Consider the following 24761-nt stretch of genomic DNA (forward strand, 5'->3'; position numbering starts at 1 on the left):
TCAGGCCGCGGTCACGAGCCGGTGCAGCATCGCCCAGGCGTCGTCGGGGGAGGTGCTGTCCTCCAGCGCCTGGCGCAGGAAGGCGTCGATGGCGGGGGAGAGCAGCCGGGCGCGGTCGACCAGCGGGTCGCTGCCGGCCTGGTAGGCGCCGATCTCCACGAGCTCCTTGACGTCGCGCAGCGCGCCCATGAGGCGGCGCATCTCGCGGGCGTCGGCCATCCGCGCCGGTGCGGTGACCGCCCCGGCGACGCGGGAGATCGACTCGAGCACGTCGACGGCGGGGAAGTGGCCGGCGGTGGCGAGCCTGCGGGTGAGCACGACGTGCCCGTCGAGGATCGAGCGGGCGGTGTCGGCGATGGGCTCGTTGTGGTCGTCGCCCTCGACGAGCACGGTGTAGAGGCCGGTGATCGACCCGGTCGCGCCGGGGCCGGCCTTCTCCAGCAGCCGCGGCATCATCGCGAACACGCTCGGCGGGTAGCCGCGGGTGGCCGGGGGCTCGCCCGCCGACAGGCCGACCTCGCGCTGGGCCATGGCGGTGCGGGTGATCGAGTCCATGAGCAGCAGGACGTCGCGGCCCTGGTCGCGGAAGCCCTCGGCGATGCGGGTGGCCACGAAGGCGGCCTTGAGGCGCACCAGCGGCGGCTCGTCGGAGGTGGCCACGACGACGACGGTGCGCGCCATGCCCTCCTCGCCGAGGTTCTCCTCGAGGAACTCCTTCACCTCGCGGCCGCGCTCGCCGATCAGCCCGATGACCCGGACGTCGGCCTCGGTGCCGCGGGTGATCTGCGCGAGCAGCGTGGACTTCCCGACGCCGGAGCCGGCGAAGATGCCCAGGCGCTGGCCCTTGCCGACCGGCACGAGGGTGTCCAGCGCGCGGACGCCGACCGGCAGCGGCTCCTCGACCCGCCGGCGCGACAGCGCGTGCGGCGTCTCGCTGGCGAGGTCGACCCAGTCGATGCCCCCGCCGCTGCCGGCGCCGAGCGGGCCGTGCCCGTCGACCGGGCGGCCGAGGCCGTCGAGCACCCGGCCGAGCAGGGCCTGGCCGACGGGCACCTGCAACGGCCGGCCGGTGTTGCGCACCGGGGCGCCGGCGTGCACGCCGGAGATCTCGCCGAGCGGCATGCAGGTCAGCCGGTCGCGGGAGACGGCGACGACCTCGGCGAGCAGGCCGGAGCCGACCTCTACCAGGTCTCCGACGGCCCCGACGACGCCCTCGACGGTGAGCGTGAGCCCCATGGCGCCGACGACGGAGCCGGTCAGCTGGGGGCGGGCGGCCAGGCGGGCCCGCTCGAAGAGGGCGGCGGCGCTCACGCGGGACCGCCGCCGGCGAGGACCGCCCGCACCCGGGCCAGCGCCGTGGACAGCTGGGCGTCGACCCGGCGCGGCCCGCACTCGGCGACCGCGCCGGCGCGCTCGACGGCGTCGTCGCCGAGGACGGTGACCGACGGCGGCAGGGCGGCCAGCGCGTGCGGCGGGACGTCGGCGAGGTCGTCGGGGTGCAGCCGGACCACCGCGGGGGCGTCGGCGGGCACGAGGGTGAGGGCGCGGCGCAGGGCGTCGACGCCGGCGGTGGTGGTCGCCGAGAGCTCGCGGCCGAGCAGCTCCTCGACGAGGGTCAGCACGCCGTCGACGACCGTGTCGCGGACGTCGTCGGCGGTGGGCACCGCCGCGGCGTCGAGGGCGGCGACGGCGGCACCGAGCGCCGCCGTCGCCGAGGCCATCCGGCGCTCCCAGCGGGCCTGGACGTCGGCCAGCCGCGCGGCGGCCTCGGCCTCGGCCTGCGCGATCACGTCGGCGGCCGCGGCGACGCCGGCGGCGTGCCCGGCGCTGTAGCCCTCGTCGTGCGCGAAGGCGCGCAGCCGGGCGAGCTCCTCGGCGTAGACGTCGCCGAGCCGCAGCACGCCGCGGCCGTTGGGCACCGGGACGTCGGCGGCGCGGCGCGGCGCCTGCCGCCGCTCGACCACGACCTCGGGGGCCGTGGCGACGACGGGGGAGGGGCCGGCCGGCTGCGGGGGCGCGGGGCGGGGACGCGGGGGGACCGTCGTCCCCGCGACCGACCGGTAGGGGGCCGCCGCGCTGGCCGAGGCCCCGCGCAGCAGCACCGACTCCCGGCGGCCGTCAGGCGACGAACTCATCGTCCCCACCGCGCGAGATGGTCAGGACGCCCTGCTCCTCGAGCGTGCGGATGACCGCGACGATCTTGCCCTGCGACTCCTCGACCGTGCGGGCACGGACCGGGCCGAGCAGCTCGATCTCCTCGGCGAGGTTCTCCGCGGCGCGCTCGGAGAGGTTCCGCACGACCTTGTCCCGCACGTCGGGGCGCACGCCCTTGAGCGCGGTGGCCAGGTCGTTGGCCTCGACCTCGCGCAGCACCAGCTGCATCGAGCGGTCGTCGATGGTGGTGATGTCCTCGAAGACGAACATCTGCGCGCGCACCTGCTCGGCCAGCTCCGGGTCGGAGCTGTCGAGCCACTCGAGGATCGAGCGCTCGGTGGGCCGCGGCGAGCGGTTGATGATCTCGACGAGGGTCTCCACGCCGCCGACGGTGGACATGTCCTGGTGGGCGAGCAGCGAGCCCATGCGCCGGCCCAGCTCCTCCTCGACCAGGCGCACCATCTCCGGGGAGGTGCGGTCCATCGTGGCGATGCGGTGGGCCACCTCGGCCTGCTGCTCGGGCGAGAAGCCCGAGAGCACCTCGGCCGACTGCGCGGCCGAGAGGTGGGCGAGCACCAGCGCGATGACCTGCGGGTGCTCGTCCTTGAGGAAGGTGACCAGCTGGCGGACGTCGGCGTTGCGCAGCGAGGCGAACGGGACCTCGGTGTAGACGACGTTGAGGCGGGCGAGGATGCCCTCGGCCTTGTCCTCGCCGAGGCCCGCCGCGAGGATCTCGCGGGCGAAGTCGACGCCGCCGCGGCCGACGAAGCGCTGGGCGTTCATCAGCTGGTGGAACTCGCCGAGGACGCCGTCGACGTCCTCGGGCTCCACCGAGCCGAGCTTCATGATCTCGCGGGTGAGCGCCTCGACCTCGCGCGGGCGCAGCTTCGACAGCAGCAGCCCGGCCTCCTCCTTGCTCATCTGGGCGAGGAAGACGGCGGCCTTGCGCAGGCCCGGCAGCTCCGGGCGCGGGGGCCTGGCCGGCAGGGCGGGCAGGTTGGTCCCGCCCGCGCCCACCAGCGGCTCGACACTGGCGAGCGTCACAGCCCCTCCTCGCTGGCGCTCGTCGGACCTGCTCCGCAGGTCGCGGTACCCATGAGTGACCTCGCGAGCTCGGTCACTTCACATCACTGAGCCAACCGCGCAGCATCTGCGCCACCTCGTCGGGTCGTTCGCTGACCATGGTCGAGATCTCCCCTCGCACGCGCTGGCGCTCGGCGGCCTCCAGCTCCAGGGCCCGGTTGTCCAGGACGGCGGTGTCGTCGCGGGAGCTGGCCACGCGCAGCCGCTCCAGCTCGGCCAGCAGGCCGTCGTCGAGGTCGAGCGGCTCGTCGTCCTCGTCCTCCTCGTCGTCGCGGCCGCGGCGGGACCGCAGCCAGACGACGAGCACCAGCAGGGCGATGCCGAGCGCGATGCCGCCGGTCTTGATGAGCGACCACATCTGCGCCTGCTGCTCGGCCTCGCGGGCCGCCGTCATCTCCGCGGCCGCGGCGTCGGCGGCGCTGGTGTCGAACTGCAGCGAGGCGACGCTGATCGCGTCCCCGCGGGCCTGGTCGAGGCCGACGGCGTTGCTGACGAGGTTCTGCACCTGCGCGGTGTTGAGGCCGCCGGCCACGGTGTCGTTCATGACGACCGCGACGGTGAGCCGGTTGACCTCGCCGGGCGCGGTCACGGTGTTCTCGACGGTCTGGCCGACGGCGTTGTTCGCCGTCGTGCTCTCGGTCGAGTAGGTGGAGTTGCCGCCGCCGGTGCCGTTCGCGGCGTCGGCGGTGTTCTCCGGGCCCAGGACGCCCCCGACCGCGGAACCGTCGCCGGTGTACTGCTCGGTGGAGGTCTGCTCGCTGATCGGCGGGGTGCCCTCGGTGTACTGGTAGCTGGTCGCGGTGCTGTCGCGCTGCGACATGTCCAGGTCGGCGCGCACGGAGACGCGCGCGTTGCCGGGGCCGAGGACGGTGTCGAGGATCGACTGGGCGTTGGCGGCCAGCCGGGTCTCGTAGTCGGTCTCCATCTGCGAGCGGGCGTCGCCCGAGGCCGCCGAGGCGGTCTGGCCGGCGGCCGACAGGAGCTGGCCGGTCGAGTCGCTGACGGTGACCTGCTCGGGCTCCATCCCCTCGATGCTCGAGGAGACCAGGTTGGTGATCGACTGGATCTGCTCGCCGGAGAGCTCGGTGCCCGGCGTCAGGTCCAGGAGCACCGAGGCGGTGGGCTCGCCCTCGTCGGAGGCGAAGACCTCGTCCTCGGGCAGCGCGACGTGCACGACCGCCTGCGAGACGCCGTCGAGCGCCTCGAGGGTGTTCGCGAGCTCGCCCTCGATGGCGCGCTGGTACTGCACCTGCTGCTGGAACTCGCTGGTGGTGATGCCCTGCTCGTCGAGCAGCGCGTACCCGGTGTCGGAGCCGGCGGGCAGGCCCTGGCCGCTCATCTGCAGGCGCAGGTCGTAGACCGCGTCGTTGGCGACCATGATCGTCCCGCCGCCGTCGGCGAGCTCGTAGGCGACACCGGAGGCGTTGAGCTCGTCGACGATCGCCGAGGCGTCGGTCGAGGCCAGGTTGGAGAACAGCGGCGCCATGGTCGGCGTCGTGATCCAGCGGTAGAAGAAGAAGCCGCCGAGCGCCAGCCCGGCCACCAGCAGGCCGATGACGACCTTCTGGCCCAGGCTGATCGTGGCGAGGGTGCTGCGCACCTTCGCCAGCGGCCCAGCCAGTGCGGCGGGCATCAGACCGGCATCCTCATGATCTCGGTGAAGGCCTCGACGGCCTTGTTCTTGATCGTCACGACCATCTCGGTGGCCACCGAGGACTCCTGGGCGGCGATCATGTAGTCGTGCACGTCACGCAGGTCGCCGGTGGCCGCCTGGACGGCGAGGGCGTCCTTGCTGGACTGCAGGCTGCCGAGCTCGTCGAGCGCGCCGGTGAGGGCGGCGGCGAAACCGTCGGCCGAGGCCTGGGTCGCGGCCTGCGGGGCCTGCGCCGCCTGGGTGGCCTGCGCGGCGTCGATGCCGCCGAGCGCGCCGAACGCGGGGAACGTGGGCAGCGAGACGCCGCCGACGGGGGAGGTCATGCTGGTCAGCCCTTCCCGAGCTGGAGCGCGGCCTGGTAGGCGTTCGTCGCCCGCTCGAGGGCCGCGATGTTCGCCTGGTAGCCGCGCTGGGCCATGATCATCTGGGTCATCTGCTCGCCGAGGTCGATGTCCGGGTAGCGGACGTAGCCCTCGTCGTCGGCCAGCGGGTGGTCGGGCTCGTACACGAGCCGGCCCTCGGCGCTGCCGAACTCGGCGCGCGCGACGCGCACGCCGCCCTCGCCGGAGCCGTAGTCGACGGCCTGGGCGACGACCATGCGCTCGCGGAAGGCCTCGCCGTCGGTCGAGCTGACCGTGTTGATGTTCGCGATGTTGTCCGAGACGGCGTCCAGCCAGCGGCGGTGGACCGACAGGCCGGACCCGGAGATGTCGAGGCCGTCGAACACGTCAGGCCGTCCGGAGGGCCGTGCGCAGGCCGTTGTACTTGCCCTCGAGGGCGGTCAGCGCGAACTGGTAGCGCAGGCCGGTCTCGGTGGCGATGACGGTCTCGCTGTCGAGGTTCACGTTGTTGCCGTCCTCGCGGGTGGGCTCGAGCGAGCGGGCGATGGAGCCGCCGGAGACGGTCGGCGTCCGGCCCTGGCGCAGCTCGTTGCGCAGCGAGGACTCGAAGTCCGTGCGGCCGGCGAGGAAGCCGGGGGTCTGCACGTTCGCGATGTTGTCCGCGGTCACGCGCTGGCGCTGCGCCAGGCCGGTCAGCGCCGAGTGCAGCGTGGTCATGGTGACGTCGCTGATCATCGGGCGGACCGCCGGCGGGCAGGGCGGCAGGACACGAGGTGCCTCCGGGTACGTCGGGGGAGCCCGCGCGCGCGAGCGCGAGGGCGGGGCCGCCGATCCGTGGCGAGAGCAGTGCTGTCCGTGCAGGGGCGACATCGGCAGCGGACCCGTGCACCTTGACCACCGTCCGTGGCGCGGGTGACGGGTGTGACGCGGGGAGCGGACGGGCCGGACGGGCCCCGTGTCGCCTCCGGGGTCGCCTCCCGCCCGCGGGAGGCACTCCTGCCCCCGGGACGACGACGGCCGGGCCCGCCGTGAGGCGGACCCGGCCGGGTCGTGTGCTGGAGGGTGTCGCTACAGGGCGCGGTCCACGAAGGCGGCTACCGGGCGGGGCCGGTAGGCCATCCGCGCGGCGACGTCGCGCTGGCGCTGGGACTGGGTGATCCGCTCGACGAGCTCCTCGGCGACGGCGAGCTGGTGCTGCAGCAGCCGGGCCGCGCGCTCGCGCAGGTCCAGGGGCAGCGGCCCGAGCATGGTGGGCGGCGTCCAGTCCTCCATGCGCCGGCCCCAGGCGGCGATCTCCTCGGCGCGGTTGCCGCGGATGGAGCGCTCGGCGTCGAGGACCTCGCCCTCCATCTCCTCGAGGACCTCGGCCCACTCGGCGCGCCGGGCCTCGTCCGAGGAGTGCGCGGCGGTCATGCGGTGCCCGCCAGGCTCGCGGCCGCCTGGCGCCAGGCGTCGCGCAGCGGCTCGACGACCTTCAGGCAGGACTCGACGCGGTTGCGGTCGCCCTTGACGTTGGCCGTCGTCAGCTCGGTGAGCAGCCAGGCGTACAGCGACGCCAGGCGCGGGCCGCCCTCCCAGGCCTCGACCTTCAGGCTGCTGCGCAGCTCGAAGACGATGTCCTGGGCGTGCCGGAGCTGCTCGCCGGCGGCGTGGCGGTTGCCGGCGGCGAGGGCCTGGGAGGCCCGCTCCAGGTCCAGCGCGAGCCGGTCGTAGAGCATGACGAGCAGCTGCTGCGGGGAGGCGGTGGCGACCGAGTCGCCCACGTATCGGGCGCGCAGGGCGGCGGCACTCATGGCGTCTCCTGGGATGCGGGAGTCGGGGCGGGGATGCGGGGGAGGAGTCAGGAGGACGAGCCGGACAGGCTCTTGAGCTGCGAGGACAGCCAGCCCGCCTGGTTCTGCAGCGAGCTCAGCGCCGTCTCCATGGCGGTGAACTGCTTCTGCAGCGTGGTCCGGCGCAGCTCGAGGCGCAGGTCCCAGTCGTCGATGCGGTCCTGCAGCTGGGCGGCCGCCTCGTCGCTGCTCTTGGCCTTGACGACCAGGGAGCCGGTGACGCTGTCGCCGGCCTCCTTGACGACGGCGAGCAGCCGCTGGGCGACGCCCGGGACGGCGGTCGCGCCGGTCCCGGTGCCGTGGACGATCGCCTGCGTGCGGGCCGGGTCGGCGGCGAGGGACTTCTCGAAGGCCACGGCGTCGAAGGTCAGGGCGCCGTAGCGGTCGAGCTCGATGCCGACCTCGGATGCCGAGGTGCCGGCGCCGATGGCCCGGCCGACGGACTCGAGGACCTTGGTGGCCAGGCCGCGCAGCGTGCTGTCGCCCTTGAGGGCGGCGGTGCTGCCGGTGGCCGTGCTGGTGTGGGTCTTGATGCTGCTCAGCACGTCGTTGGCGGCGGTGACCAGCTTCTGCACCGCGGCCGTCACGGCCTTCGGGTCGCTGGCGACGTCGACCGTGACGGCCTCCGTGGACACCTTGCTGACGGTGAGCGTCACGCCCGGCACCAGGTCGGCGAAGGTGTTGGTGGCCGACGTGGCCGAGAAGTCGAGGCTGCCGGTGCCGCCGATGGTCACCTTCGCGTCGGCGCCCTCGTTGACCACGCCGGTGGACAGGCCCGAGACGGTGAACCGGCCGTCCTGGCCGGAGGCGGTGGAGGTGAGCTGCAGGCGCTGGCCGGCCTCGCTGTTGACGATGCTCGCGGTCACGCCGGTGCCCGCGGTGGCGTTGATCTTCTTCACCGCGTCGGCGAGCGTGGTGCCGGCCGGGATGGTCACCGAGACGGCGGCGGTGTCCTGGTCGGCGTCCTCGACGGTGAGCGTCACGTCGGTCGTCGGGTTCCAGGCGCCGGTGGTGGCCACGGTGTGGCGGGCGGCGAGCCGGTCGACGGTGAAGGTGGTGCTGCCGGCCGTCGCGCCGGCGGAGGCGGTGGCGACGACGGAGGTCGAGCTGCTGGTCGCGGTGGCCGCGCTGAAGGTGGCGGCCTTGCCGAGCGCCTCGGCGGCGGTGCGCAGCGCGTCGAACTTGGTGTTGACGGCGCGGTAGGCCTTGGCGTCGTCCTGGGTCGCGGTGAGCTTCCGCTTGAGCAGCGTCTGGGTGTTGGCCTCGACCGCGATGAGCGAGTCGACGAGCCCACCGACGTCGAGTCCCGAGACGAGACCGGTGTTCAGGCTGACCACGACGGTGCCTCCGGGACGGGTGGGATCAGGGCTGGATGTGCCGGTGAGGGGGGTGGCCCGAGGCCACCCCCCTCACCGGGTGGAGCTGGTGGTGCTGGTGGATCAGCGCAGCAGCTGCAGGATGTTCTGCGACGCCTGGTTCGCCTGGGCCAGCATCGCGGTCCCGGCCTGGCTGAGGATCTGGGTCCGGGAGAAGTTGGTCATCTCCTGGGCCATGTCCGTGTCGCGGATCCGCGACTCAGCGGCGGTCAGGTTCTCGACGGTGACGTTCAGGTTGTTGATGGTGTGCTCGAAGCGGTTCTGCAGGGCACCCAGGTTCGCGCGGTCGGTGGAGACCTCGGTGATCTTGGCCTGCACGGCGTCGCTGCCGCCGCTGGCGGACAGGCCGCTGACGTCGGTGCTCGAGCTGAGGTCGACCGAGATGGTGTCGGTGCTGGCGTAGCCGACCTGGAACGAGGTCCCCGAGGCGCCGTTGAAGAGGGCGACCCCGTTGAACTTGCTGTTGTCCTGGATGCGGCCGATCTCGGTCTTGAGGGCCTCGAACTCCTGGGAGATCGCGGCCTTCGAGTCGTCGTTCTGCGTGCCGTTGGCGTACTGCACGGACAGGTCGTTCATCCGCTGCAGCATCGAGGTGACCTCGGTGAGGGCGCCTTCCGCCGTCTGCACGACCGAGATGCCGTCCTGCGCGTTGCGGACGGCGACCTTGAGGCCACCGATCTGCGAGCGCAGGCCCTCGGAGATGGCCAGGCCGGCCGCGTCGTCGGCGGCGCGGTTGATCCGGTAGCCCGAGGAGAGCTTCTCGAGGGACTTGCCCATCTGCGTGTCGGTGACCGAGAGGTTCCGGTACGCGTTGAAGGCAGCGATGTTGTTGTTGACGCTGAGACCCATGGTGATCCTCCTTGGACGGGGTCCGGCTGGTCCCGCTGGCATCCGTGCTGGCGGGTGGTGCACATGGGGGATCGGCCGGTCCGGGCCCGTCCTTGACCCGAACCGGACGAAAATCCGGACGGATCCCACCCGGCCGGGTCGGCCGGCCCGCTGAGGCTGCTGCGACCGGCGTGACGCCCGGGACCGGGCGCCCGCCGGCCGGTGCCCGCCGCGGCGTGTCCCCGGCCGGCCGTCCGGCGCGGCCCTGCATCGTGTCGGGCACAGGAGGGGGAGCCCGGGGCTGCCGGTGCGCCCCCGGTCCCTCCCCGGTGCCCCCGCGCGCCCTCCGGCCGCCGGCCGTGACGGCGCGGGCCCGGGTCTCCCGAGCGCAGTGAGGACGCCCCCCGATGAAGGTGCTGCTGAGCCACACCCTGTTCCGCGGATCCGAGTACCACCGGATCACCGAGCCGGCGCGCGCGGCGGGCGAGGCCGACCGCGACCTGACGATCGAGGTGAACCGCGGCCTCACCACCCGGATGACGCGGCTGCCCGGGGACGAGGTGCAGACGGTCGTCGACGTCGACGCCCAGGGCGCCGACGTCGTCGTCATGCAGCTGCCCAAGACCGAGGCGATGCTCCAGTGCCTCCGGCTGCTGCAGGCGCAGGGCGTCGCCGTCGTCGTCGAGATGGACGACCTGCTGTCGGCTGTGCCCTTCGGCCACCGCGGGCACGCCGCGCTCGTGCGCAGCGGCGCCGCCGACATCGCCCGGCAGTGCGCCCGGGAGGCCGACTTCGTCACCGTGTCGACCCCGGCGCTGCTCGAGGAGTACGGCCGGCACGGCCGCGCGGCGGTCGTGCCCAACGCGCTCCCGCGGCGGATCGTCGAGCTCCCGCCGGCCTACGAGCGCGACCCCGAGGTCCTGACCGTCGGCTGGACCGGCTCGGCGGTGACCCACCCGTACGACCTGCAGGTGATGGAGTCCGGCCTCGAGCAGGCGCTCGAGCGCACCCGCGGGCGCAGCCGCTTCGCCATCTTCGGCCAGGCCGACCAGGCCCAGGAGTGGCTGCGGCTGACCGAGGCGCCCGTGGAGATGCCCTTCATCCAGGACGTCGACGGCTACCTCGCCGCGCTGGGCGAGCGGTTCGACGTCGGGGTGGCCCCGCTGCGGATCGACCGCTTCAACACCAGCAAGAGCTGGCTCAAGGTGCTCGAGTACTCGGCGCGCGGCGTCTTCGCCGTCCGCTCGCCGAGCGCGGAGTACGAGCGGCTCGGGATCGGCATGCGCGCCAAGCGGCCGCGTGACTGGGCGCAGATGGTCGGTCGCGCCCTCGAGGACGCCGACCACCGCCGCGAGATGGCCGCGGCCAACCGCGAGCGCGTGCTCGCCGGCCACCTGACCGAGCACACCGCCGAGCTCTGGGCGGCGGCGTGGCGCCGGGCGCGGGACAACCGCTCGCGCGCCGACCGCATCGGCGCCTAGGACCGGCGCCACCGGCCGGGACCCCCGCGGGGATCCCGGCCGGTGCCGTCTCAGGCCAGCCGCTCGGCGGTGCTGAGGCCCTGCAGCACCTGCTCGTTGAAGGAGTCCGCGCCGAAGGACCCCGCCCCGCCGACCACCGCGGCGTCGACCCCGAGGTCCTGCCAGGCGGCGAGGGCCGCGGCGTGCCGGGCGACGTTGGCGGCGGTGGGGTCGGTGAACGTGGGGCCGGAGAAGACGCCGAGGTCGGTGCCGCCGGCGCCCTCGCGCAGCAGGCCGGTGGTCTCCAGCACCGCGACGGCGGTGGCCGCCGCCTGCTCCTGCGGCACGTCGTGCGCCAGCTCGACGCAGACCACGCGGACGCCGTCGTCGCCGCGCTCGCCGGGGGTGACCCGGTAGGCGGGAACGCCGGGGTCGAGCACGTGCACGAAGCCGGGCAGCTCCGCCAGGTCGTCCTCCCGCACGCCCACCCAGGCCAGCACGGAGTGCAGGCGGTCGGGGGCGTACTCCACGCCGGCGGCGGCGAACAGCTCCGCCGCGGACAGGCCGAGCACCGGGCGGGCCGCCGTCTCCTCGCGGCCGTCGGCGAACCCGAGCCGCACCGCCGGTCCCCCGGGCGCCACCGCGGTCAGCCGGTCGTACGTCTCGACGGTCACCTGCCGCGCGCGCAGCCGGTCGAGCAGGGCGCGCAGCACCGGGCCCATGCCGCCGGGCCGCACGACGGTGAGCGGTCGCTCCGGCACGAAGCCGACCGGCTGCCCGGAGAAGGCCTCGGCCACCGTGCGCGGCCAGAACAGCGGGACCCACAGCTTCCGGCGCAGCGAGGCGAGGACGTCGGCCCCGCCGCCGGGCCGGATCTTGCCGGTGAAGGGCGCGAGGAACAGCTCGTGGAAGCGGGCGCCGTGCTGGTGCAGCGAGGCCTCGTCGAAGCCGGCCTCCGCCAGCCGCCCGCTCTCCCCGGCGGCCAGCCAGCCGGCGTCCCCGTGCTCCCGGGCGGCGTCGGCGGCCTGCCCGGCGATCCGCCGGGCGTCGTCCGGGGCGACCAGGCCGGCGGCGCGGGAGAGGTCGGAGCTGAGCAGCACCTCCGGTCCGAGGCGGCCGCCCAGCCAGGACGCGGGGGGATCGACCGGGACGACGGCGTCGGCGCCCACGAGGTCGCGCACCCAGCCGTCGACGAGCGCGACGAAGGGGCGGTGGCCCTCGTCGTCGGCGCGGTACTCCGCGAGCGGAGGCGGGGTGCCGGTGCCCTCGTAGTGCAGTTCCAGCACGCGCATGCCGAGCTCCAGCCGGCGCCCGTCGCGCTCGAGCGGGAGGAAGCCGCCGCCGACCCCGCGGCGGGGGAGCAGCAGGCGGACCGGCCGCCCGGCCGCGGCGAGGGCGTCGGCGGTGGCCAGCGCGGCGACCGTGCCGCCGACGACGAGCTGCGGCTCAGTCACCGGCGACGAAGATGGCGTAGTTGAGCGCGCCGTGCTCGGGGAACCGCCGCGCGACCCGGTCGAGGCCGGCGATCACCGCGTCGGGCAGCTCGGCGAGCTGGGCGTTGGTGAGGGGCTTGAGCAGCACCGGCTCGCGGTGCACGCAGGTCAGCCCGGCCTCGCGGGCCAGCGCCTCGAGCCGGTCGCCGTCGAAGATCTCCACGGTCGCGAGCGCCCGCCCCCGGTCGCTGAGGGCCTCGGGCGCCTCGAGCAGCCCCATCTCCATCGCGACCAGCCGGTGCAGCGAGTAGGGGTTGGTCAGCGAGACGTGCACCAGGCCGCCGGGCGCCAGGAACTCCTCGCGGATCCGGCGCAGCAGGCCCAGCGGGTCCGGCAGCTCGTTGACCACGTGCGCCGCGACGACGTGCTCGTAGCGGCGGGGGCTCGAGAAGTCGTCCATGTCGGTCAGGTGGACCGTGACCCGCGGCAGCCCCCGGGCCTGCGCCGCCGCGTGGTAGGCCGGGGTCCGCTCGACGGCGTCCACGGTGACGTCGCGCTCGGCGAACAGCGACGTCATGAGGCCCGTGGCGCAGCCCAGCTCGAGGACGGCGTCGCCGGGCCGGAACCACCGGCGGATGCGCGTCCCGGTGGCCACCGTGTAGTGGCGGTCGAAGTCGGTGTCCGGGTCGTACCGGCTCGAGTAGTCGTGGGCCATCAGCGCAGTGTCACCACGAGGACCTTGCGCGTGCCCGGTGACGCGCCGACGCTGCGCTTGAACTGGGCGAGGCCGAGGTTGGGGGTGCCGTCCTTCTCGCTCGAGGGGCCCATGTCGAGCAGCCGCGCGCCCGAGTGCAGCGCGCGGGTCACCAGGGAGTGGGCGAGCAGGTTCATGGGGGAGCGCTGCAGCCCGTGGTCGAGGGCGTCGCCCCAGGCCACCAGCAGGTCGACGTCGGCCAGGACGCGGTAGACGACGGCGGCGGCGACGGGGCGGTCCTCGTACCGGAGCAGGAGCAGCCGCACCGCGTCGGGGAAGGCCTCCCGGGCGCGCGCCAGGTAGTCGGCGGGCAGGCCCGCGGGGCGCCCGTGCGCGGCGCGGTTGGCGGCGAGGACGCCGTGCAGCGTCGCGACGTCGTCGTCGGTGGTGGCCTCGGCGAGCGTGAACGGCAGCCGCAGGTCGGCGCGGACGTCGCGGGCCCGCTTCTTCCCGAGGAGGGTGAGCGGGTCGGTGCCGGCCGGCAGGTGCCGCAGGTCCACGTACTGGTTGAGGTCGCAGTGCTCGACGGTGGCCCCGGCCTGTAGCAGCGCGTACTCGACCAGCGGCTCGGCGGGGGAGTACTCCGGCGGCCGGCACCGGATGCGGGCGGTGTGCACCCCGTCGGCGCGCAGCGCGTCCAGCGCCGACCGCACGAGGCCGACCACCTCGCCGACCGTCGGGTCGGGGCGGACGAGGTCGGGCCCGCCGAACGGCGCGCTGTGCCCGGACAGGAACACCCCGTCGGTGACGACGCCGTCCAGCACGCCGACGAGCCGGCCGTCGACGTGGTGCTCGTGGCGCCGGCGGGACTCCTGGGGCACGCCGTTGAGGTCGTGGAAACGGGTGTGACCGAACAGCAAGCCTCCACCAAAGAGCTGGTCCAGCATCGTCAACTCCGCCTCCCCGTGCCCCCGCCACCCGGGGCCGCGCTTCCGGTTCCCTCGTCCCATGTCGATCGGCGAGCTCAGCCTCCACGCACCCCTCGAGCGGCGGACCGCCCCCTGGGGACGGCGCGCGTCGGACCACGGGTGGCCCACCGGCGGGTCCGCGCTGGGCTGCCGCATCGTGGAACTGCCCCGCGTCACCGACGCGCGCGGCAACCTCACCTTCATCGAGGGCGGCGAGCACGTGCCCTTCGACATCGCCCGTGTCTACTACCTCTACGACGTGCCGGGCGGGGAGTTCCGCGGCGGACACGCCCACCGGGAGCTCGAGCAGCTGATCGTCGCGGCGGCCGGGAGCTTCGACGTCGTCGTCTCCGACGGAGTGACCACCGAGCGGTTCTTCCTCAACCGCTCGTACTACGGCCTCTACGTGCCGCGGATGGTCTGGCGGGAGCTGGAGGACTTCTCCAGCGGCAGCGTCTGCCTGGTGCTCGCCTCGCAGCGGTACGACGAGGGCGACTACTACCGCGACCACGACGAGTTCGTCGCCGCGCGCGCCGCCGCGGTGCTGACGTGACCGCGAGCCTGGTGCGCGTCCCGTTCCTCGACCTGGCGGCCGTGCACGCCGAGCTGCGGCCCGCCCTGGCCGAGGCGGCCCTGCGGGTCCTCGACTCCGAGCGGGTGCTGCTCGGCCCCGAGCTGAGCGCCTTCGAGCAGCGGTGGGCGGCCGCCACCGGGGCCGCCGAGGCGGTCGGCGTGGGCAGCGGGCTGGACGCGCTCACGCTCGGCCTGCGCGCCCTCGGCGTCGGGCCCGGCGACGAGGTCGTCGTCCCCTCGCACACCTTCGTCGCCACGTGGCTGGCCGTGGTGCAGGTCGGCGCCGTGCCGGTGCCGGTCGACGTCGAGGAGGCGACCGGTGCCTGGGACCCCGCGCGCGTCGCCGAGGCCGTCGGGCCGCGGACCCGGGCGCTGCTGCCGGTGCACCTGTACGGGCACCCCGTGGACCTCGACCCCCTCCTGGCGCTGGCCGCCGAGCACGGCATCGCCGTCCTCGACGACGCCGCCCAGGCGCACGGCGCCCGCTACCGCGGCCGGCCCGTGGGCGGCCTGGCGCACGCGACGGCGTGGAGCTTCTACCCCGGCAAGAACCTCGGGGCGCTCGGCGACGGCGGCGCGGTGACGACCGACGACCCGGGCGTGGCCGCGCGGGTGCGCTCGCTGCGCAACTACGGCTCGACGGTCAAGTACGTGCACGACGAGATCGGCGTCAACAGCCGGCTCGACGAGCTGCAGGCCGCGTTCCTGTCGGTCAAGCTCGCCCACCTCGAGGAGCACAACGCGCGCCGGGCGCGCGTCGCCCGGCGCTACGCCGAGGGCCTGGCCGGGACCGGCCTGGCCCTCCCCGTGGTGGCCGCGTGGGCCGAGCCGGTCTGGCACCTCCACGTCGTGCGGACGCCGCACCGCGACGCGCTGCGCGCCCACCTGGCCGCCGCGGGAGTCGAGGTGCTCGTGCACTACCCGGTGCCGCCGCACCGCCAGCCGGCCTTCGCCGGGACGCCGCTGGCCGCCGCGCACCTGCCGGTCGCCGACCGCCTGGCGGCCGAGGTGCTCAGCCTGCCGATGGGCCCGCACCTGCGCGACGACCAGCAGGACCGCGTGATCGAGGCGATCCGGGCGTTCCGGCCGTGAGCGAGCCGCTGGTCAGCGTCCTGGTCCCCACCTACAACGGGGAGCGCTTCCTCGCCGAGGCCCTGGCGTCGGCGCTCGGGCAGACCCACCGGCGGCTCGAGGTGCTCGTCGGCGACGACGCGTCCACCGACGGCACCGCCGAGCTGCTCGCCGGTGTCGCCGAGGCGGACCCGCGGGTGCGCGTGATCCGTCACGGGCGCAACGTCGGCGCGTTCGAGAACCCCGTCCGGCTGCTCGAGGCGGCGCGCGGCGAGTACGTGAAGTACCTGCTGCACGACGACGTCCTCGCCCCGGACTGCGTCGAGACGCTCGTGGCCGGGATGCAGGCCGCGCCGGACGTGTCGCTCGCCTTCTCCCACCGGACCCGCATCGACGAGGACGGGAACCGGCTGCCGGCCGACGCCACGCCGCTGCTCACCCGCACCGGCCTCGTCGACGGCACCTCCCTCGGCGACGCCGTCCTGGAGTACACCCGCAACGTGGTCGGGGAGCTGACCACCTGCCTGTTCCGCCGGTCCGACGTCGACCCCGCCGCGCTGTGGCGCGTCGACGGGGTGCAGCTGGCCGCCAACGGCGACGTCGCGCTGTGGCTCGGGCTCCTCGCCGGGCGCAGGGCGTTCTACACCGAGCGGCCGCTGAGCAGCTTCCGGGTGCACGGGGGCCAGCGGTCCGCCAGTCCCGCACTGGTCGCCGCCGGCACCCGGGACTGGCCGCTGCTCATCGACTGGGGCCGCCGCCTGGGTTACCTCGCCGACCCGGCCAGGGAGTACAACGCCCACGCCGAGGTGCTGCGCACCGCCGCGCAGGTGCACGCGGCACTGCCCGGGTCCCCCGACGGCGCGCTCGCCCTCGAGGCGGCGTTCCTCGCCACGGCCCGGCTGGCCGAGCTCCGCTCCGGGGCGGCCGGCGACCTCGACCGGCCGCTCGCCGAGCGCGCGCACGGGCCCCGGCTGCTGGGGACCCTCGCGCAGGGCCTCGACGTGCTGGCCCGCGTGCACCCGTTCGCGGTCGCCGCACCGCGGCCCGACGCCGGCGAGGTGGCCGCGACCGTGGGCGCACTGCGCGACGTCGCGGCCGCGGGCGTCGCGCAGCGGCTCGTGCTCGCCGTCGACCCGGCCGACGTGGCCGCCGTCGTGCCGCTCGTCGAGGCGGCGCTGGCCGAGGGCTCCGACGTCGACGTGGAGCTGGTGCCCACGGACGACCCCGCCTCGCTCGTGCCCGCGCCGTGGCTGGCGGTCGCGCCGCCGGGGCGGTCCTGGCACGTCGGCCGCGCCGCGGCCGTGTGGTCGGTGCGCGCGGGCTGAGGCCCCGGCACGACGGAGGCCCGGTCCCCCTCGGGGGACCGGGCCTCTCGCGTGTGCCGGGGCTGCTGCTCGGGTCGTGGTGCTCGGGTCGTGGTGCTCGGGTCGTGGTGCTCGGGTGGTGCTCGGGTGGTGGTGCGCGTCAGGCGGGGCGGGCCGCGCCGTACGCCGCCTGCCAGCCCGTGCGGGGGCGGGGGATGGGCGGGGCGGTGCGCTCGGCCGGGAGGCGGCCGGCGACGCGGTCGACGTAGAGCCGCTGCTGGTTGCGGGCGCGGACACCGCCGTCGGCGGGCACCGCGCGGCCCTCCCACACCTCGCTCATCGCCGCGTGCAGGAGGGTCAGCGCACGGGCGCGCATCTGCGAGACGCGCGACAGGGTGACGCCGAGGTCGGCGGCGATGTCGGTGAGCGACTCCCCGCCGAAGAAGTTCCGCTCCACGACCTCGTCGAGGCGGTCGGGGAGGGCGCGGATCGCGTCCTGCAGGTAGCGGGCGCGCTCGCCGCGCAGCACCGCGCGCTCGGGGGACTCGCCGGGGTCGGGCAGGTCGAGGGTGCCGCCCTCGGTGCCGGTCTCGGCGTCGATGCTGACCATGACGGCGCGGTGCACGTCGACCTGCAGCGCCTCGAGGTCCTCGCGGCGCACGCCCAGGCTCTCGGCGAGCTCCTCGCGCGTGGGCGGGCGGCCCAGGCGGATGGTCAGCGCGTCGGCGGCGGCGTCGCTGCGGCGGGCCGCGGCGCGCACCGAGCGGCTGGCCCAGTCGCCCGAGCGCAGCTCGTCGAGGACGGCGCCCTGCAGCCGGGGCAGCGCGTAGGTGGCGAAGGTGGCGCCGGCCGACGGGTCGAACCGGCGGGCCACCTCGACCAGCGCCACCTTGGCGCAGGAGAGGAGGTCCTCGCGGCTGACGTGGCCGGGGAGGGAGATGCGCGAGGCCACCGCGTTGACGGCGAAGGAGCACAGCGGGAGGTGCTCGGTGACGATCGCCTCGACCTCTGACTCCGGGCGCACTGACTCCGGGCGCACGGACTCCGGGCGCACGATCTCGGGGCGCACGGCCTCGGGCCGCGCGGCGGCGGGGGACAGCGGGGAGCGGGCAGCTGGCACGGTCCCCTCCTCGGCAGGGACCGCCCCCCGGAGGACGCACAACTCCTGCCAATCCTGGGAACTCGGCTTGAGGGGCTGTCGCCCGCTGCCGACGGTCTGACCGCGAGAGCGCGGACGGCGGGGACCCCCGCCGGGACACGAGGGAAGGCGGTGGCGGACGTGGACTTCCAGCACCTGTCGACGCTGCTGTGGCGCGAGCAGGAGCTGCTCGACCTGCTGCTGTTCAAGGCGGAGGAGAAGCAGTACCTGATCCTGTCGGGCAAGACGCGCTGGCTGGCGCGCATCGCCCACGAGATCGAGGTCGTGCTCGACCAGCTGCGCACCCTCGAGGTGGAGCGGGCCGCTGCCACCGAGGCGCTGGCCGTGCGGCTGGGCACCGGGGTCAACCCGTCGCTGCGCCAGCTCGCCGACGCCGCCCCGGCGCCGTGGAACGACCTGCTGGCCAAGCACCACGAGGCCCTGCTGGTCCTCGTCACCGACCTGCGCAGCCTCTCCGACGCCAACCGCGAGCTGATCGAGGGCGGCCTGTCCGCGATCGGCGACGCGCTGCTGTCGGTCCGCCAGCAGCCCTCCGCCGGCACCTACGGCGCCACGGGGCGCTCGGAGCACGGGGCCACCCGCGCGGTCACCCTGGACGGAGCACTGTGAGCACCTTCTCTGGCCTCAACACCGCGTCGACGGCGCTGTGGGCCGCCCAGCGCGGCCTCGACGTCACCGGTCAGAACATCGCCAACGTCAACACCGCCGGCTACTCCCGCCAGCGGGTGGACCAGGTCGCGATGGGCGGCACCGCCGTCCCCGCCGTGCACTCGGTGAGCACCGCCGTCGACGGCGGCGTCAACGCCGACCAGGTGCGCCGCGTCCGCGACGCGCTGCTGGAGGCCCGCGGCCACCTCGAGACGTCGAAGACCGCGCAGCTGGCCGCCGAGAGCGCCGCGCTGTCCGGCGTCGAGGACGCCTTCCGCGAGCCCGGCGACAGCGGCATCCAGAGCATGCTGGCCGACGTCTGGTCGAGCCTGTCGGAGCTGTCCGGCCGCCCGACCACCCTCGCCTCGCGCAGCCAGGTGCTCGAGCGCCTCGACACGCTCGCCGACGGCGTGCGCACCACCCGCGCCTCGCTCGACCAGCAGTGGGACCAGACCCGCGACGGCGTCTCCGCGCTGGTCACCGAGGTCAACACCTCGGCCGCCTCGATCGCCGAGCTCAACGTCGCGATCCGGCAGGCGACCCTGTCCGGGCTGCCGACCAACGAGCTCTCCGACCGCCGCGACGCCCTGGTCGTGAAGCTGTCGGAGGCCGTCGGCGCGGTCGCCGTGCCGCGGGCCGACGGCGTCGTCGACGTGACCGTCGGCGGCACCGCGCTGGTGGCCGGCGGCGAGGCGGTCCGCGTCCGGCTGGCCGGGTCGACCGGTCCCGACGGCGTCGGCACCGACGCGCCGCGGCTGGAGACCGACCCGGGCGGCACGACGCTGCGCCCCGGCGGCACCGCGGCCGGCCAGATCACCGCGCTGACCTCCACCCTCCCCGCCTACCGGGGCCGGCTCGACGAGTTCGCCCGGTCCCTGGCCACGACGTTCAACACCGCCCACGCGGCCGGCTTCGACAGCACCGGCGCCGCCGGCGGTGTGCTGTTCGACGACGGCGCGGGCGGCACCGCCGTCACCGCCGCGAACCTCACCCTGCGGCTGACCGACCCGGCGCGCTTCGCCGCCTCGGGCACCGACCCGGCCACCGTCGGCGGCGCCGTCGCCGCCGACGGGAGGAACGCCGACGCCATGTTCCGGCTGAGCCTGCAGCCCGGTGGCCTCGACGCCGGCTACCGCGAGCTCGTGGTCGCCCTCGGGGTGCAGTCCTCCGTGGCCACCCGCGACCTCGAGGTCCAGCAGGTGGTGTCGGCCCAGGTCGACGCCGCCCGCGAGTCGGTGTCCGGGGTCAACCTCGACGAGGAGATGACCAACATGCTCTCGTTCCAGCACGCCTACAGCGCCGCCGCGCGCATGGTGAGCGCCATCGACCAGGCGCTGGACACGCTCATCAACCGCACCGGCCTCGTGGGGCGGTGACCTGAGTGCGCATCACGCAGCGCGCCGTCGCCCAGACGGCGCTCCAGGGCCTCAACCGCAACCTCGCCGAGGTCGGCCGGCTCAACCAGCAGCTCACCTCCGGCAAGCTGGTCAGCAAGCCGTCGGACTCACCGACCGGGGTCAACCGGGCGATGCAGATCCGGCAGGACCAGGCCGCGACCGTCCAGTACGCGCGCAACGTCTCCGACGCGCAGGGCCGGCTGGAGACCACCGACTCCGCGCTCGGCACCGTCATCGAGCAGGTCCGCCGGGTGCAGACGCTCACCCTGCGCGCCGCCAACGAGGGCGCGATGAGCGAGAGCAGCCGCACCGCGATCGCCACCGAGATGCGGTCGATCCGCGAGAGCCTCATCGGGGTCGCCAACACGACCATCGACGGCCAGCCGGTGTTCGGCGGCGTCACCACCGGCGCGCTGGCCTACAACGCCGACGGCACCTACGCCGGCATCGGCGGGACGGGCACCGTCCCGGTCGTGCCGCAGATGCGCCGCATCTCCGCCAACGAGGAGGTGCGCGTCGACGTCACCGGGCCCGAGGCCTTCGGCGACCCGGCCGGCGGCGACCTGTTCGCGCTGGTCGCCTCGATCGCCGACGACGTCGTCGGGGACACCGACGCGCTGCCGGGGCACATCGCCTCGCTCGACGGCGCGATGGACCGCCTGCTCAACGCGATCTCCGGCGTCGGCGCCCGCGCCACCCGGATCGAGACCGCCGCGCAGGTCAACACCGACCGCCAGCTGCAGCTCAAGGGCCAGCTCGCCGGCGTCGAGGACATCGACCTGCCGAAGACGATCATGGAGCTCAACATGGTCCAGACGAGCTACCAGGCGGCGCTCTCGGCGACCGCGAAGATCATCCAGCCGACGCTCGTGGACTTCCTCGCATGACGCTCGCCCCGGTCGTCACGATGCCGCTGCTCGGCATGGTGGCCCCCCTGCCCGGCTTCCGCGACTACGTGCTCGTCACGGCCGACGGGGACGGCCTGCTGTTCTGGCTGCAGTCGATGGACGCCGACGGTCCGCGGTTCCTGGCCATCCCCCCGGCCCGGTACTTCCCGGACTACGCGCCCGCCCTGCCCCGGCAGGTGCTGGCCGACCTCGACCTCGACGACGCCGCCGACGCCACGCTGCTGGCGCTGGTGACCGTCCCGGCGGAGGGCGTCGCGCACGCGACGGCGAACCTCCGCGCACCGGTCGTGCTCAACCCGGCGAACTGGCGGGCGGCCCAGGTGCTGCTGCCCGACAGCCGTCATCCGATCCGGCGTCCCCTGCGCCGATAGGAAGAGGGAGCGGCACCGCCGTTCCGATCCCCGCCCCCGGCGGGTATGCCACGGAGGCCAACACACACCCATGGAGGGGTACCCGTGCTCACTCTCACCCGCAGCGTCGGCGAGACCATCCGCATCGGCGACGACATCGAGGTCCACGTCGTCGAGGTCCGGGGCGGCACCGTCCGCCTCGGCTTCAAGGCCCCCCGCGAGGTGACCATCCACCGCGAGGAGGTCTACCGGCAGATCGCCGAGGCCAACCTGCTCGCCGCCCAGGTCACCGCCGACACGCTGGGCGCCCTCGCCGCCTTCGCGCCGGCCCCCGCGAGCGGCCCGGCGACCGGCGCCGGCGCCCCGGAGGCCCCGGCCGCGGAGCCCGTCGCGCAGCCCGCCCCGCCGGAGGCGCGCGGGCGCTGAACGACTCGCACGGACGGCGGGTCCGCGTCTCGGCAACTCTCGCCGGTGCGCGGACCCGCCGTACCGTCCTCCCCGTCCGCGAGGGCAAGACCTGACGAAGGTCGCCCCGCACATTGCGCAGCACACGGCGAGTTGTGTGCCCGTCACCGTCCGCTCATGCGACAGAGTTGCCCCCGAGCACGACACAGGGGGCGATGGAGATGCAGCAGAGCGTGATGGCAGAGACCCAGCAGGCCGACGAGACCGTGGTGGTCCACGTCCAGCTGCGGCCGCGGCGCGGGTCCACCCGGCGCTGCCTGGCCGAGCTGTCGGCCCTGGCCGCCGCGCACCCGGCCGTCGCCTTCGCGATCACCGGCCTCGCCAAGGACGAGCGCGTCGTCCGCGTGACCGTCGGCGTCGAGCTGGGCCCGCGCGAGGCGATCGCGCGCTTCTCCCCGCAGGCGCAGGCCGCCTACGCCTTCGTCAGCGACGTCTTCACGGTCCTCTACGACCACATGCCGGTCTACGCCGCCGAGCCCGCTCCCGCCGAGCGCGCCGCGGCCGAGGCCCTGCTGCACGCCGGCGACCCCGGCCTCGCCCCGGCCCTGCCGGCGCACGCCGAGCGCGTCCCCGCGTAACGCGGCCCCCCTTCCCCGGCCGACGCCTTCCCCGCGATCGACTTGGAGTTCCCGGTGAGCACCCTCGCGACCGACCCGACCACCGCCGACCGGCCCGCCGACTCCGGCGCCGACGCCCCCGGCCGCGCGCCGCTCGTCTTCGGCGGCGTCCCCGAGGCCGAGGGTTTCGCGGCCGTCCCGATCACCGCCCGCGACCGCGTGCACTTCCGCGTGGACCGCGACCTGCCGCTCGCCGAGTTCCGCGCCGACCTGCCCGACGGCGTCACGGTCAGCCACGACGAGGGCGAGGGCCTGTACCGGGTCGACGGCCCGTGCGGGCAGGGCCAGGTGCTCGCCGACTGGATCCGCGCCTGGTGCGCCGGCCGCGACATCGGCACCGTGGGCCTGCGCGCCGAGGCGGCCGTCCGCCGCCGCGCGCCCCGCGACCTGCCGCCGGCCTTCCTCGAGGACCTGTGCCGGCACTACCAGCCGCTGAGCCTCAAGCGGCTGCAGCGCAACGCCAGCACCCTGCGCATGCACGTGCCCGACCCCGACGACCTCTACCAGCAGGTCGCCGAGTGGGTCCTCAAGGCGGTCGGCCAGTACGACGAGACCAAGGGCGTCCCGTTCGGCGCGTTCCTGGCCACCCAGCTGTCCAAGTGGGTGCACGACCTGGGCCGCAGCGCCCACGGCCGCACCGCCGCCGACACCGAGAACCGGCAGCAGAAGGCGCTGGCCGCCTTCCAGGCCGAGCACCAGCGCCGGCCCAGCGAGCGCGAGCTCGCCGAGTACATGGGGCAGAGCGTCGCCACGCTGCGCCGCAACTCGCAGACCGTCGCCACCCTCAACGGGCTGCGCAACCTGCAGTCGCTCGACGGCGGTCCCGACGGCGCGGCCGAGGTGCTCGTGCCCGACAGCGACGAGGCGCCCGACCAGATCATGGACGAGGCCGACCAGACGCTGCTGTCGCACGCGCTGACCGCCGCCTGCGCCCCCGACCCCACCGCCGCCCGCGGCCAGCGCGCCGCGCAGCCGAACGTGCTCGGCTGGGCCACCTGGTACCTGACGACCTGGGGCGGGCAGACGAAGACCCAGGTCTCGGCCGACCTCGGCACCTCGGTCCGGAACATGAACGTCCACGCCGACCGCGTCGAGCGCGCCCTCAAGGACCGGCTCACCGAGCTCTCCGAGTGACGCGCGGGTAAACGGCACGGAGGAGTCCGCTTCCACCGGGTCCATCCCGGCGCCGGACTGCCGATGTAGGAGACGCAAGACCACGGGGCCCCGCCGACGTGCCGCACGAGCCGGCCGGGCGGACCCGTGGGCACCGACGGGGAGGGGAAGCGGTGAGCGTGCTGCCTGCGGGTGACCCGGCCGTCGTCCTGCTCCCGCACTGGCTGTCGGGCGACGACCGCGAGGAGCTCGCCGGCGTCGTCCGCGCCGAGCTGGCCGCCGGCCTCCTGCACCCGGTCGCCGCGGTGCACCTCGCCGACGTGCTCACCGAGCTCCACGTGGCCGCCGCCCGCGACGCGGTCTGGCCCGCGCCCGCCGCCCGGGTCCGCCGGGTGACCGGCTGGGCCGACGACGTCCTGCCCGTGCGGCTGTCGGCCGCCGAGCACGCCAGCGTGCTGGCCCTCGGGTCGCTGTCCGCGCCGCTGCGCGCCACGCTCGCCGGGCGCCGCGCGTGAGGCCGGAGCGCCCCGCCCGCGCCTCCGCCGGGCTGCTCGCCCGGCTGCGGCCGGCCCCCGTCGCCGTCGACGACGTCCGGGCCGCCGCCGCCGCGGTGCTGCCCGGCCTCGCCACCGGCGGCCTGCGCGCCGCCGTGCTGAGCGACCCGGCCCGCGGCCCGGTGCTGGTCCTCGCCGAGGACGAGCGCCGCACCCGGCTGTCGCTGCGCGACCTCGCCGAGGACATGACCGACGCCGGCGTCGCCCCGACCCCCGACGGCGTCGGCGAGGCGCTGACCCGCGTGGTCGCCCGCCGCCCGGTGACCGACGGGGCCGCCCTGCGCGCCGGCGTCGCCGTCCTGGACTGGACCGACGACGGGCGGTCGGCCGTCGGCTGGCGGGTCGTCGTCCGCCGCGGTGAGCGCACCGTGGCGTGGACGCCGTCGGACCGCGCCGACGCCGCCGTCGTCACCCGCACCCGCGCCGACGCCACGGCCCGCGCGGCCGACGCCGGGGGCGTGCTGCGGGTGGAGGGCCCGGTGGCGCTGTGGTCGCACCCCGGCGCCCCGATGCTGGCCACCGCCGCGCTCGCCGCGCCCGAGCGGCTGCTCGGGCGGATCGCCGACGCCGGCCTGCGGCTGCGCGAGCCCCAGGTGGTCGTGACTCCGATGAGCCCGGTGGCCTGCGCCGCCGAGGGCGTGGCCGACCGGCTCGCCGGGCTCACCGGGGAGGCCTGCGTGCGCCTGCCCTGGTCGGGCCTCGCCGCCCTCCGCTGGCTCTGAACGAGGCATGGGAAGCTCTGCCCACGTCCTGCGCGCCAGGACGTGCGGACAGCTTCC

Annotated in this window: 28 protein-coding genes; 13 read left to right on the plus strand and 15 right to left on the minus strand. The window is 75.2% G+C overall.

Annotated features, from left to right (window positions below):
- The 11 genes from BUE37_RS03425 to BUE37_RS03475 all read right to left on the minus strand — a co-directional run bounded on the left by BUE37_RS03425 (position 1) and on the right by BUE37_RS03475 (position 9289).
- Positions 1–1311 carry a FliI/YscN family ATPase gene (locus BUE37_RS03425; RefSeq protein WP_073418649.1) on the minus strand — a complete coding sequence of 437 codons (1311 nt, stop codon included), beginning with the start codon at positions 1309–1311 and terminating at the stop codon, positions 1–3.
- On the minus strand, positions 1308–2135 hold the full coding sequence (locus tag BUE37_RS03430) for a FliH/SctL family protein (protein WP_083628242.1): 828 nt from the start codon (positions 2133–2135) through the stop codon (positions 1308–1310). The genes BUE37_RS03425 and BUE37_RS03430 overlap by 4 nt, the downstream gene beginning before the upstream one ends.
- Positions 2119–3198 carry a flagellar motor switch protein FliG gene (gene fliG, locus BUE37_RS03435; protein WP_073418650.1) on the minus strand — a complete coding sequence of 360 codons (1080 nt, stop codon included), beginning with the start codon at positions 3196–3198 and terminating at the stop codon, positions 2119–2121. Before fliG ends, BUE37_RS03430 begins: the two co-directional genes overlap by 17 nt.
- A gap of 73 nt (positions 3199–3271) precedes the next feature.
- Positions 3272–4870 (minus strand): flagellar basal-body MS-ring/collar protein FliF, encoded by a 1599-nt coding sequence (fliF, locus tag BUE37_RS03440; protein WP_073418651.1) that lies wholly within the window; start codon positions 4868–4870, stop codon positions 3272–3274.
- A complete protein-coding gene (fliE, locus tag BUE37_RS03445; protein ID WP_083628244.1) occupies positions 4870–5214 on the minus strand; it encodes a flagellar hook-basal body complex protein FliE in 345 nt (114 codons plus the stop codon). The genes fliF and fliE overlap by 1 nt, the downstream gene beginning before the upstream one ends.
- Positions 5215–5219: 5 nt before the next feature.
- Complete coding sequence (gene flgC / locus BUE37_RS03450) at positions 5220–5618, minus strand: flagellar basal body rod protein FlgC (protein ID WP_073418652.1); 399 nt, start codon at positions 5616–5618, stop codon at positions 5220–5222.
- A 1-nt stretch (position 5619) separates the two neighbouring features.
- On the minus strand, positions 5620–5967 hold the full coding sequence (flgB, locus tag BUE37_RS03455; protein ID WP_073418653.1) for a flagellar basal body rod protein FlgB: 348 nt from the start codon (positions 5965–5967) through the stop codon (positions 5620–5622).
- Between the two features lie 333 nt (positions 5968–6300).
- Positions 6301–6645: a hypothetical protein gene (locus BUE37_RS03460; protein ID WP_073418654.1), complete on the minus strand. Its 345-nt coding sequence runs from the start codon at positions 6643–6645 to the stop codon at positions 6301–6303.
- Positions 6642–7025, minus strand: coding sequence for a flagellar export chaperone FliS (fliS, locus tag BUE37_RS03465; RefSeq protein WP_073418655.1), 384 nt, complete (start codon positions 7023–7025; stop codon positions 6642–6644). The genes BUE37_RS03460 and fliS overlap by 4 nt, the downstream gene beginning before the upstream one ends.
- Before the next feature lie 47 nt (positions 7026–7072).
- The gene (gene fliD / locus BUE37_RS03470; protein WP_073418656.1) at positions 7073–8401 is read right to left on the minus strand and encodes a flagellar filament capping protein FliD; all 1329 of its coding nucleotides are present in this window, start codon (positions 8399–8401) and stop codon (positions 7073–7075) included.
- A gap of 102 nt (positions 8402–8503) precedes the next feature.
- The gene (locus tag BUE37_RS03475; RefSeq protein ID WP_073418657.1) at positions 8504–9289 is read right to left on the minus strand and encodes a flagellin N-terminal helical domain-containing protein; all 786 of its coding nucleotides are present in this window, start codon (positions 9287–9289) and stop codon (positions 8504–8506) included.
- Between the two features lie 386 nt (positions 9290–9675).
- Between BUE37_RS03475 and BUE37_RS03480 the strand changes: the two genes are divergently transcribed.
- On the plus strand, positions 9676–10749 hold the full coding sequence (locus BUE37_RS03480) for a glycosyltransferase family protein (protein ID WP_073418658.1): 1074 nt from the start codon (positions 9676–9678) through the stop codon (positions 10747–10749).
- A gap of 50 nt (positions 10750–10799) precedes the next feature.
- Here BUE37_RS03480 and BUE37_RS03485 read toward each other — a convergent pair whose 3' ends face one another.
- The 3 genes from BUE37_RS03485 to BUE37_RS03495 are packed head-to-tail and all read right to left on the minus strand — an operon-like array spanning position 10800 to position 13775.
- Positions 10800–12182 (minus strand): hypothetical protein, encoded by a 1383-nt coding sequence (locus BUE37_RS03485; protein WP_073418659.1) that lies wholly within the window; start codon positions 12180–12182, stop codon positions 10800–10802.
- Positions 12175–12876 (minus strand): class I SAM-dependent methyltransferase, encoded by a 702-nt coding sequence (locus BUE37_RS03490; protein WP_073418660.1) that lies wholly within the window; start codon positions 12874–12876, stop codon positions 12175–12177. Before BUE37_RS03490 ends, BUE37_RS03485 begins: the two co-directional genes overlap by 8 nt.
- On the minus strand, positions 12876–13775 hold the full coding sequence (locus tag BUE37_RS03495) for a GNAT family N-acetyltransferase (protein ID WP_073418661.1): 900 nt from the start codon (positions 13773–13775) through the stop codon (positions 12876–12878). The genes BUE37_RS03490 and BUE37_RS03495 overlap by 1 nt, the downstream gene beginning before the upstream one ends.
- Positions 13776–13980: 205 nt before the next feature.
- Between BUE37_RS03495 and BUE37_RS03500 the strand changes: the two genes are divergently transcribed.
- The 3 genes from BUE37_RS03500 to BUE37_RS03510 are packed head-to-tail and all read left to right on the plus strand — an operon-like array spanning position 13981 to position 16792.
- On the plus strand, positions 13981–14376 hold the full coding sequence (locus BUE37_RS03500) for a sugar 3,4-ketoisomerase (RefSeq protein ID WP_217651109.1): 396 nt from the start codon (positions 13981–13983) through the stop codon (positions 14374–14376).
- Entirely contained in the window at positions 14373–15488 is a 1116-nt protein-coding gene (locus BUE37_RS03505; RefSeq protein ID WP_217651110.1) for a DegT/DnrJ/EryC1/StrS family aminotransferase, read from the plus strand. Before BUE37_RS03500 ends, BUE37_RS03505 begins: the two co-directional genes overlap by 4 nt.
- Positions 15485–16792, plus strand: a complete 1308-nt coding sequence (locus tag BUE37_RS03510) for a glycosyltransferase family 2 protein (protein WP_073418662.1) — start codon at positions 15485–15487, stop codon at positions 16790–16792. The genes BUE37_RS03505 and BUE37_RS03510 overlap by 4 nt, the downstream gene beginning before the upstream one ends.
- A 139-nt stretch (positions 16793–16931) precedes the next feature.
- Here BUE37_RS03510 and BUE37_RS03515 read toward each other — a convergent pair whose 3' ends face one another.
- On the minus strand, positions 16932–17891 hold the full coding sequence (locus tag BUE37_RS03515) for a sigma-70 family RNA polymerase sigma factor (protein WP_083628248.1): 960 nt from the start codon (positions 17889–17891) through the stop codon (positions 16932–16934).
- Between the two features lie 159 nt (positions 17892–18050).
- Here BUE37_RS03515 and BUE37_RS03520 point away from each other — a divergent pair, with 159 nt between their 5' ends.
- The 9 genes from BUE37_RS03520 to BUE37_RS03560 all read left to right on the plus strand — a co-directional run bounded on the left by BUE37_RS03520 (position 18051) and on the right by BUE37_RS03560 (position 24704).
- Positions 18051–18539, plus strand: a complete 489-nt coding sequence (locus BUE37_RS03520; protein WP_073419536.1) for a flagellar protein FlgN — start codon at positions 18051–18053, stop codon at positions 18537–18539.
- Positions 18536–19954, plus strand: coding sequence for a flagellar hook-associated protein FlgK (gene flgK / locus BUE37_RS03525; RefSeq protein ID WP_073418663.1), 1419 nt, complete (start codon positions 18536–18538; stop codon positions 19952–19954). Before BUE37_RS03520 ends, flgK begins: the two co-directional genes overlap by 4 nt.
- A gap of 5 nt (positions 19955–19959) precedes the next feature.
- Positions 19960–20862 carry a flagellar hook-associated protein FlgL gene (gene flgL, locus BUE37_RS03530; RefSeq protein ID WP_073418664.1) on the plus strand — a complete coding sequence of 301 codons (903 nt, stop codon included), beginning with the start codon at positions 19960–19962 and terminating at the stop codon, positions 20860–20862.
- Positions 20859–21254 carry a flagellar assembly protein FliW gene (gene fliW, locus BUE37_RS03535; protein ID WP_073418665.1) on the plus strand — a complete coding sequence of 132 codons (396 nt, stop codon included), beginning with the start codon at positions 20859–20861 and terminating at the stop codon, positions 21252–21254. The genes flgL and fliW overlap by 4 nt, the downstream gene beginning before the upstream one ends.
- A gap of 84 nt (positions 21255–21338) precedes the next feature.
- Positions 21339–21659 carry a carbon storage regulator CsrA gene (gene csrA, locus BUE37_RS24955; RefSeq protein ID WP_073418666.1) on the plus strand — a complete coding sequence of 107 codons (321 nt, stop codon included), beginning with the start codon at positions 21339–21341 and terminating at the stop codon, positions 21657–21659.
- A 215-nt stretch (positions 21660–21874) separates the two neighbouring features.
- Positions 21875–22276 carry a hypothetical protein gene (locus BUE37_RS03545; RefSeq protein ID WP_245794268.1) on the plus strand — a complete coding sequence of 134 codons (402 nt, stop codon included), beginning with the start codon at positions 21875–21877 and terminating at the stop codon, positions 22274–22276.
- Positions 22277–22330: 54 nt separating this feature from the next.
- Positions 22331–23449: a sigma-70 family RNA polymerase sigma factor gene (locus BUE37_RS03550; RefSeq protein WP_073418667.1), complete on the plus strand. Its 1119-nt coding sequence runs from the start codon at positions 22331–22333 to the stop codon at positions 23447–23449.
- 152 nt (positions 23450–23601) lie between these two features.
- Positions 23602–23943 carry a hypothetical protein gene (locus BUE37_RS03555; protein WP_073418668.1) on the plus strand — a complete coding sequence of 114 codons (342 nt, stop codon included), beginning with the start codon at positions 23602–23604 and terminating at the stop codon, positions 23941–23943.
- Positions 23940–24704, plus strand: coding sequence for a hypothetical protein (locus tag BUE37_RS03560; RefSeq protein WP_073418669.1), 765 nt, complete (start codon positions 23940–23942; stop codon positions 24702–24704). The genes BUE37_RS03555 and BUE37_RS03560 overlap by 4 nt, the downstream gene beginning before the upstream one ends.
- The last annotated feature ends 57 nt before the right edge of the window (positions 24705–24761 follow it).

It is taken from the genome of Geodermatophilus nigrescens, assembly GCF_900129495.1.
In the GTDB taxonomy this organism is placed as follows: domain Bacteria; phylum Actinomycetota; class Actinomycetes; order Mycobacteriales; family Geodermatophilaceae; genus Geodermatophilus; species Geodermatophilus nigrescens.

Coding starts and splice junctions, on each gene's coding strand:
- BUE37_RS03430 (WP_083628242.1), bottom strand. CDS start 2,135: ATGAGTTCGTCGCCTGACGGCCGCCGGGAGTCGGTGCTGCTGCGCGGG.
- BUE37_RS03480 (WP_073418658.1), top strand. CDS start 9,676: ATGAAGGTGCTGCTGAGCCACACCCTGTTCCGCGGATCCGAGTACCAC.
- fliF (WP_073418651.1), bottom strand. CDS start 4,870: ATGCCCGCCGCACTGGCTGGGCCGCTGGCGAAGGTGCGCAGCACCCTC.
- fliE (WP_083628244.1), bottom strand. CDS start 5,214: ATGACCTCCCCCGTCGGCGGCGTCTCGCTGCCCACGTTCCCCGCGTTC.
- BUE37_RS03475 (WP_073418657.1), bottom strand. CDS start 9,289: ATGGGTCTCAGCGTCAACAACAACATCGCTGCCTTCAACGCGTACCGG.
- BUE37_RS03460 (WP_073418654.1), bottom strand. CDS start 6,645: ATGACCGCCGCGCACTCCTCGGACGAGGCCCGGCGCGCCGAGTGGGCC.
- flgB (WP_073418653.1), bottom strand. CDS start 5,967: ATGATCAGCGACGTCACCATGACCACGCTGCACTCGGCGCTGACCGGC.
- BUE37_RS03490 (WP_073418660.1), bottom strand. CDS start 12,876: ATGGCCCACGACTACTCGAGCCGGTACGACCCGGACACCGACTTCGAC.
- fliW (WP_073418665.1), top strand. CDS start 20,859: ATGACGCTCGCCCCGGTCGTCACGATGCCGCTGCTCGGCATGGTGGCC.
- fliS (WP_073418655.1), bottom strand. CDS start 7,025: ATGAGTGCCGCCGCCCTGCGCGCCCGATACGTGGGCGACTCGGTCGCC.
- BUE37_RS03545 (WP_245794268.1), top strand. CDS start 21,875: ATGGCAGAGACCCAGCAGGCCGACGAGACCGTGGTGGTCCACGTCCAG.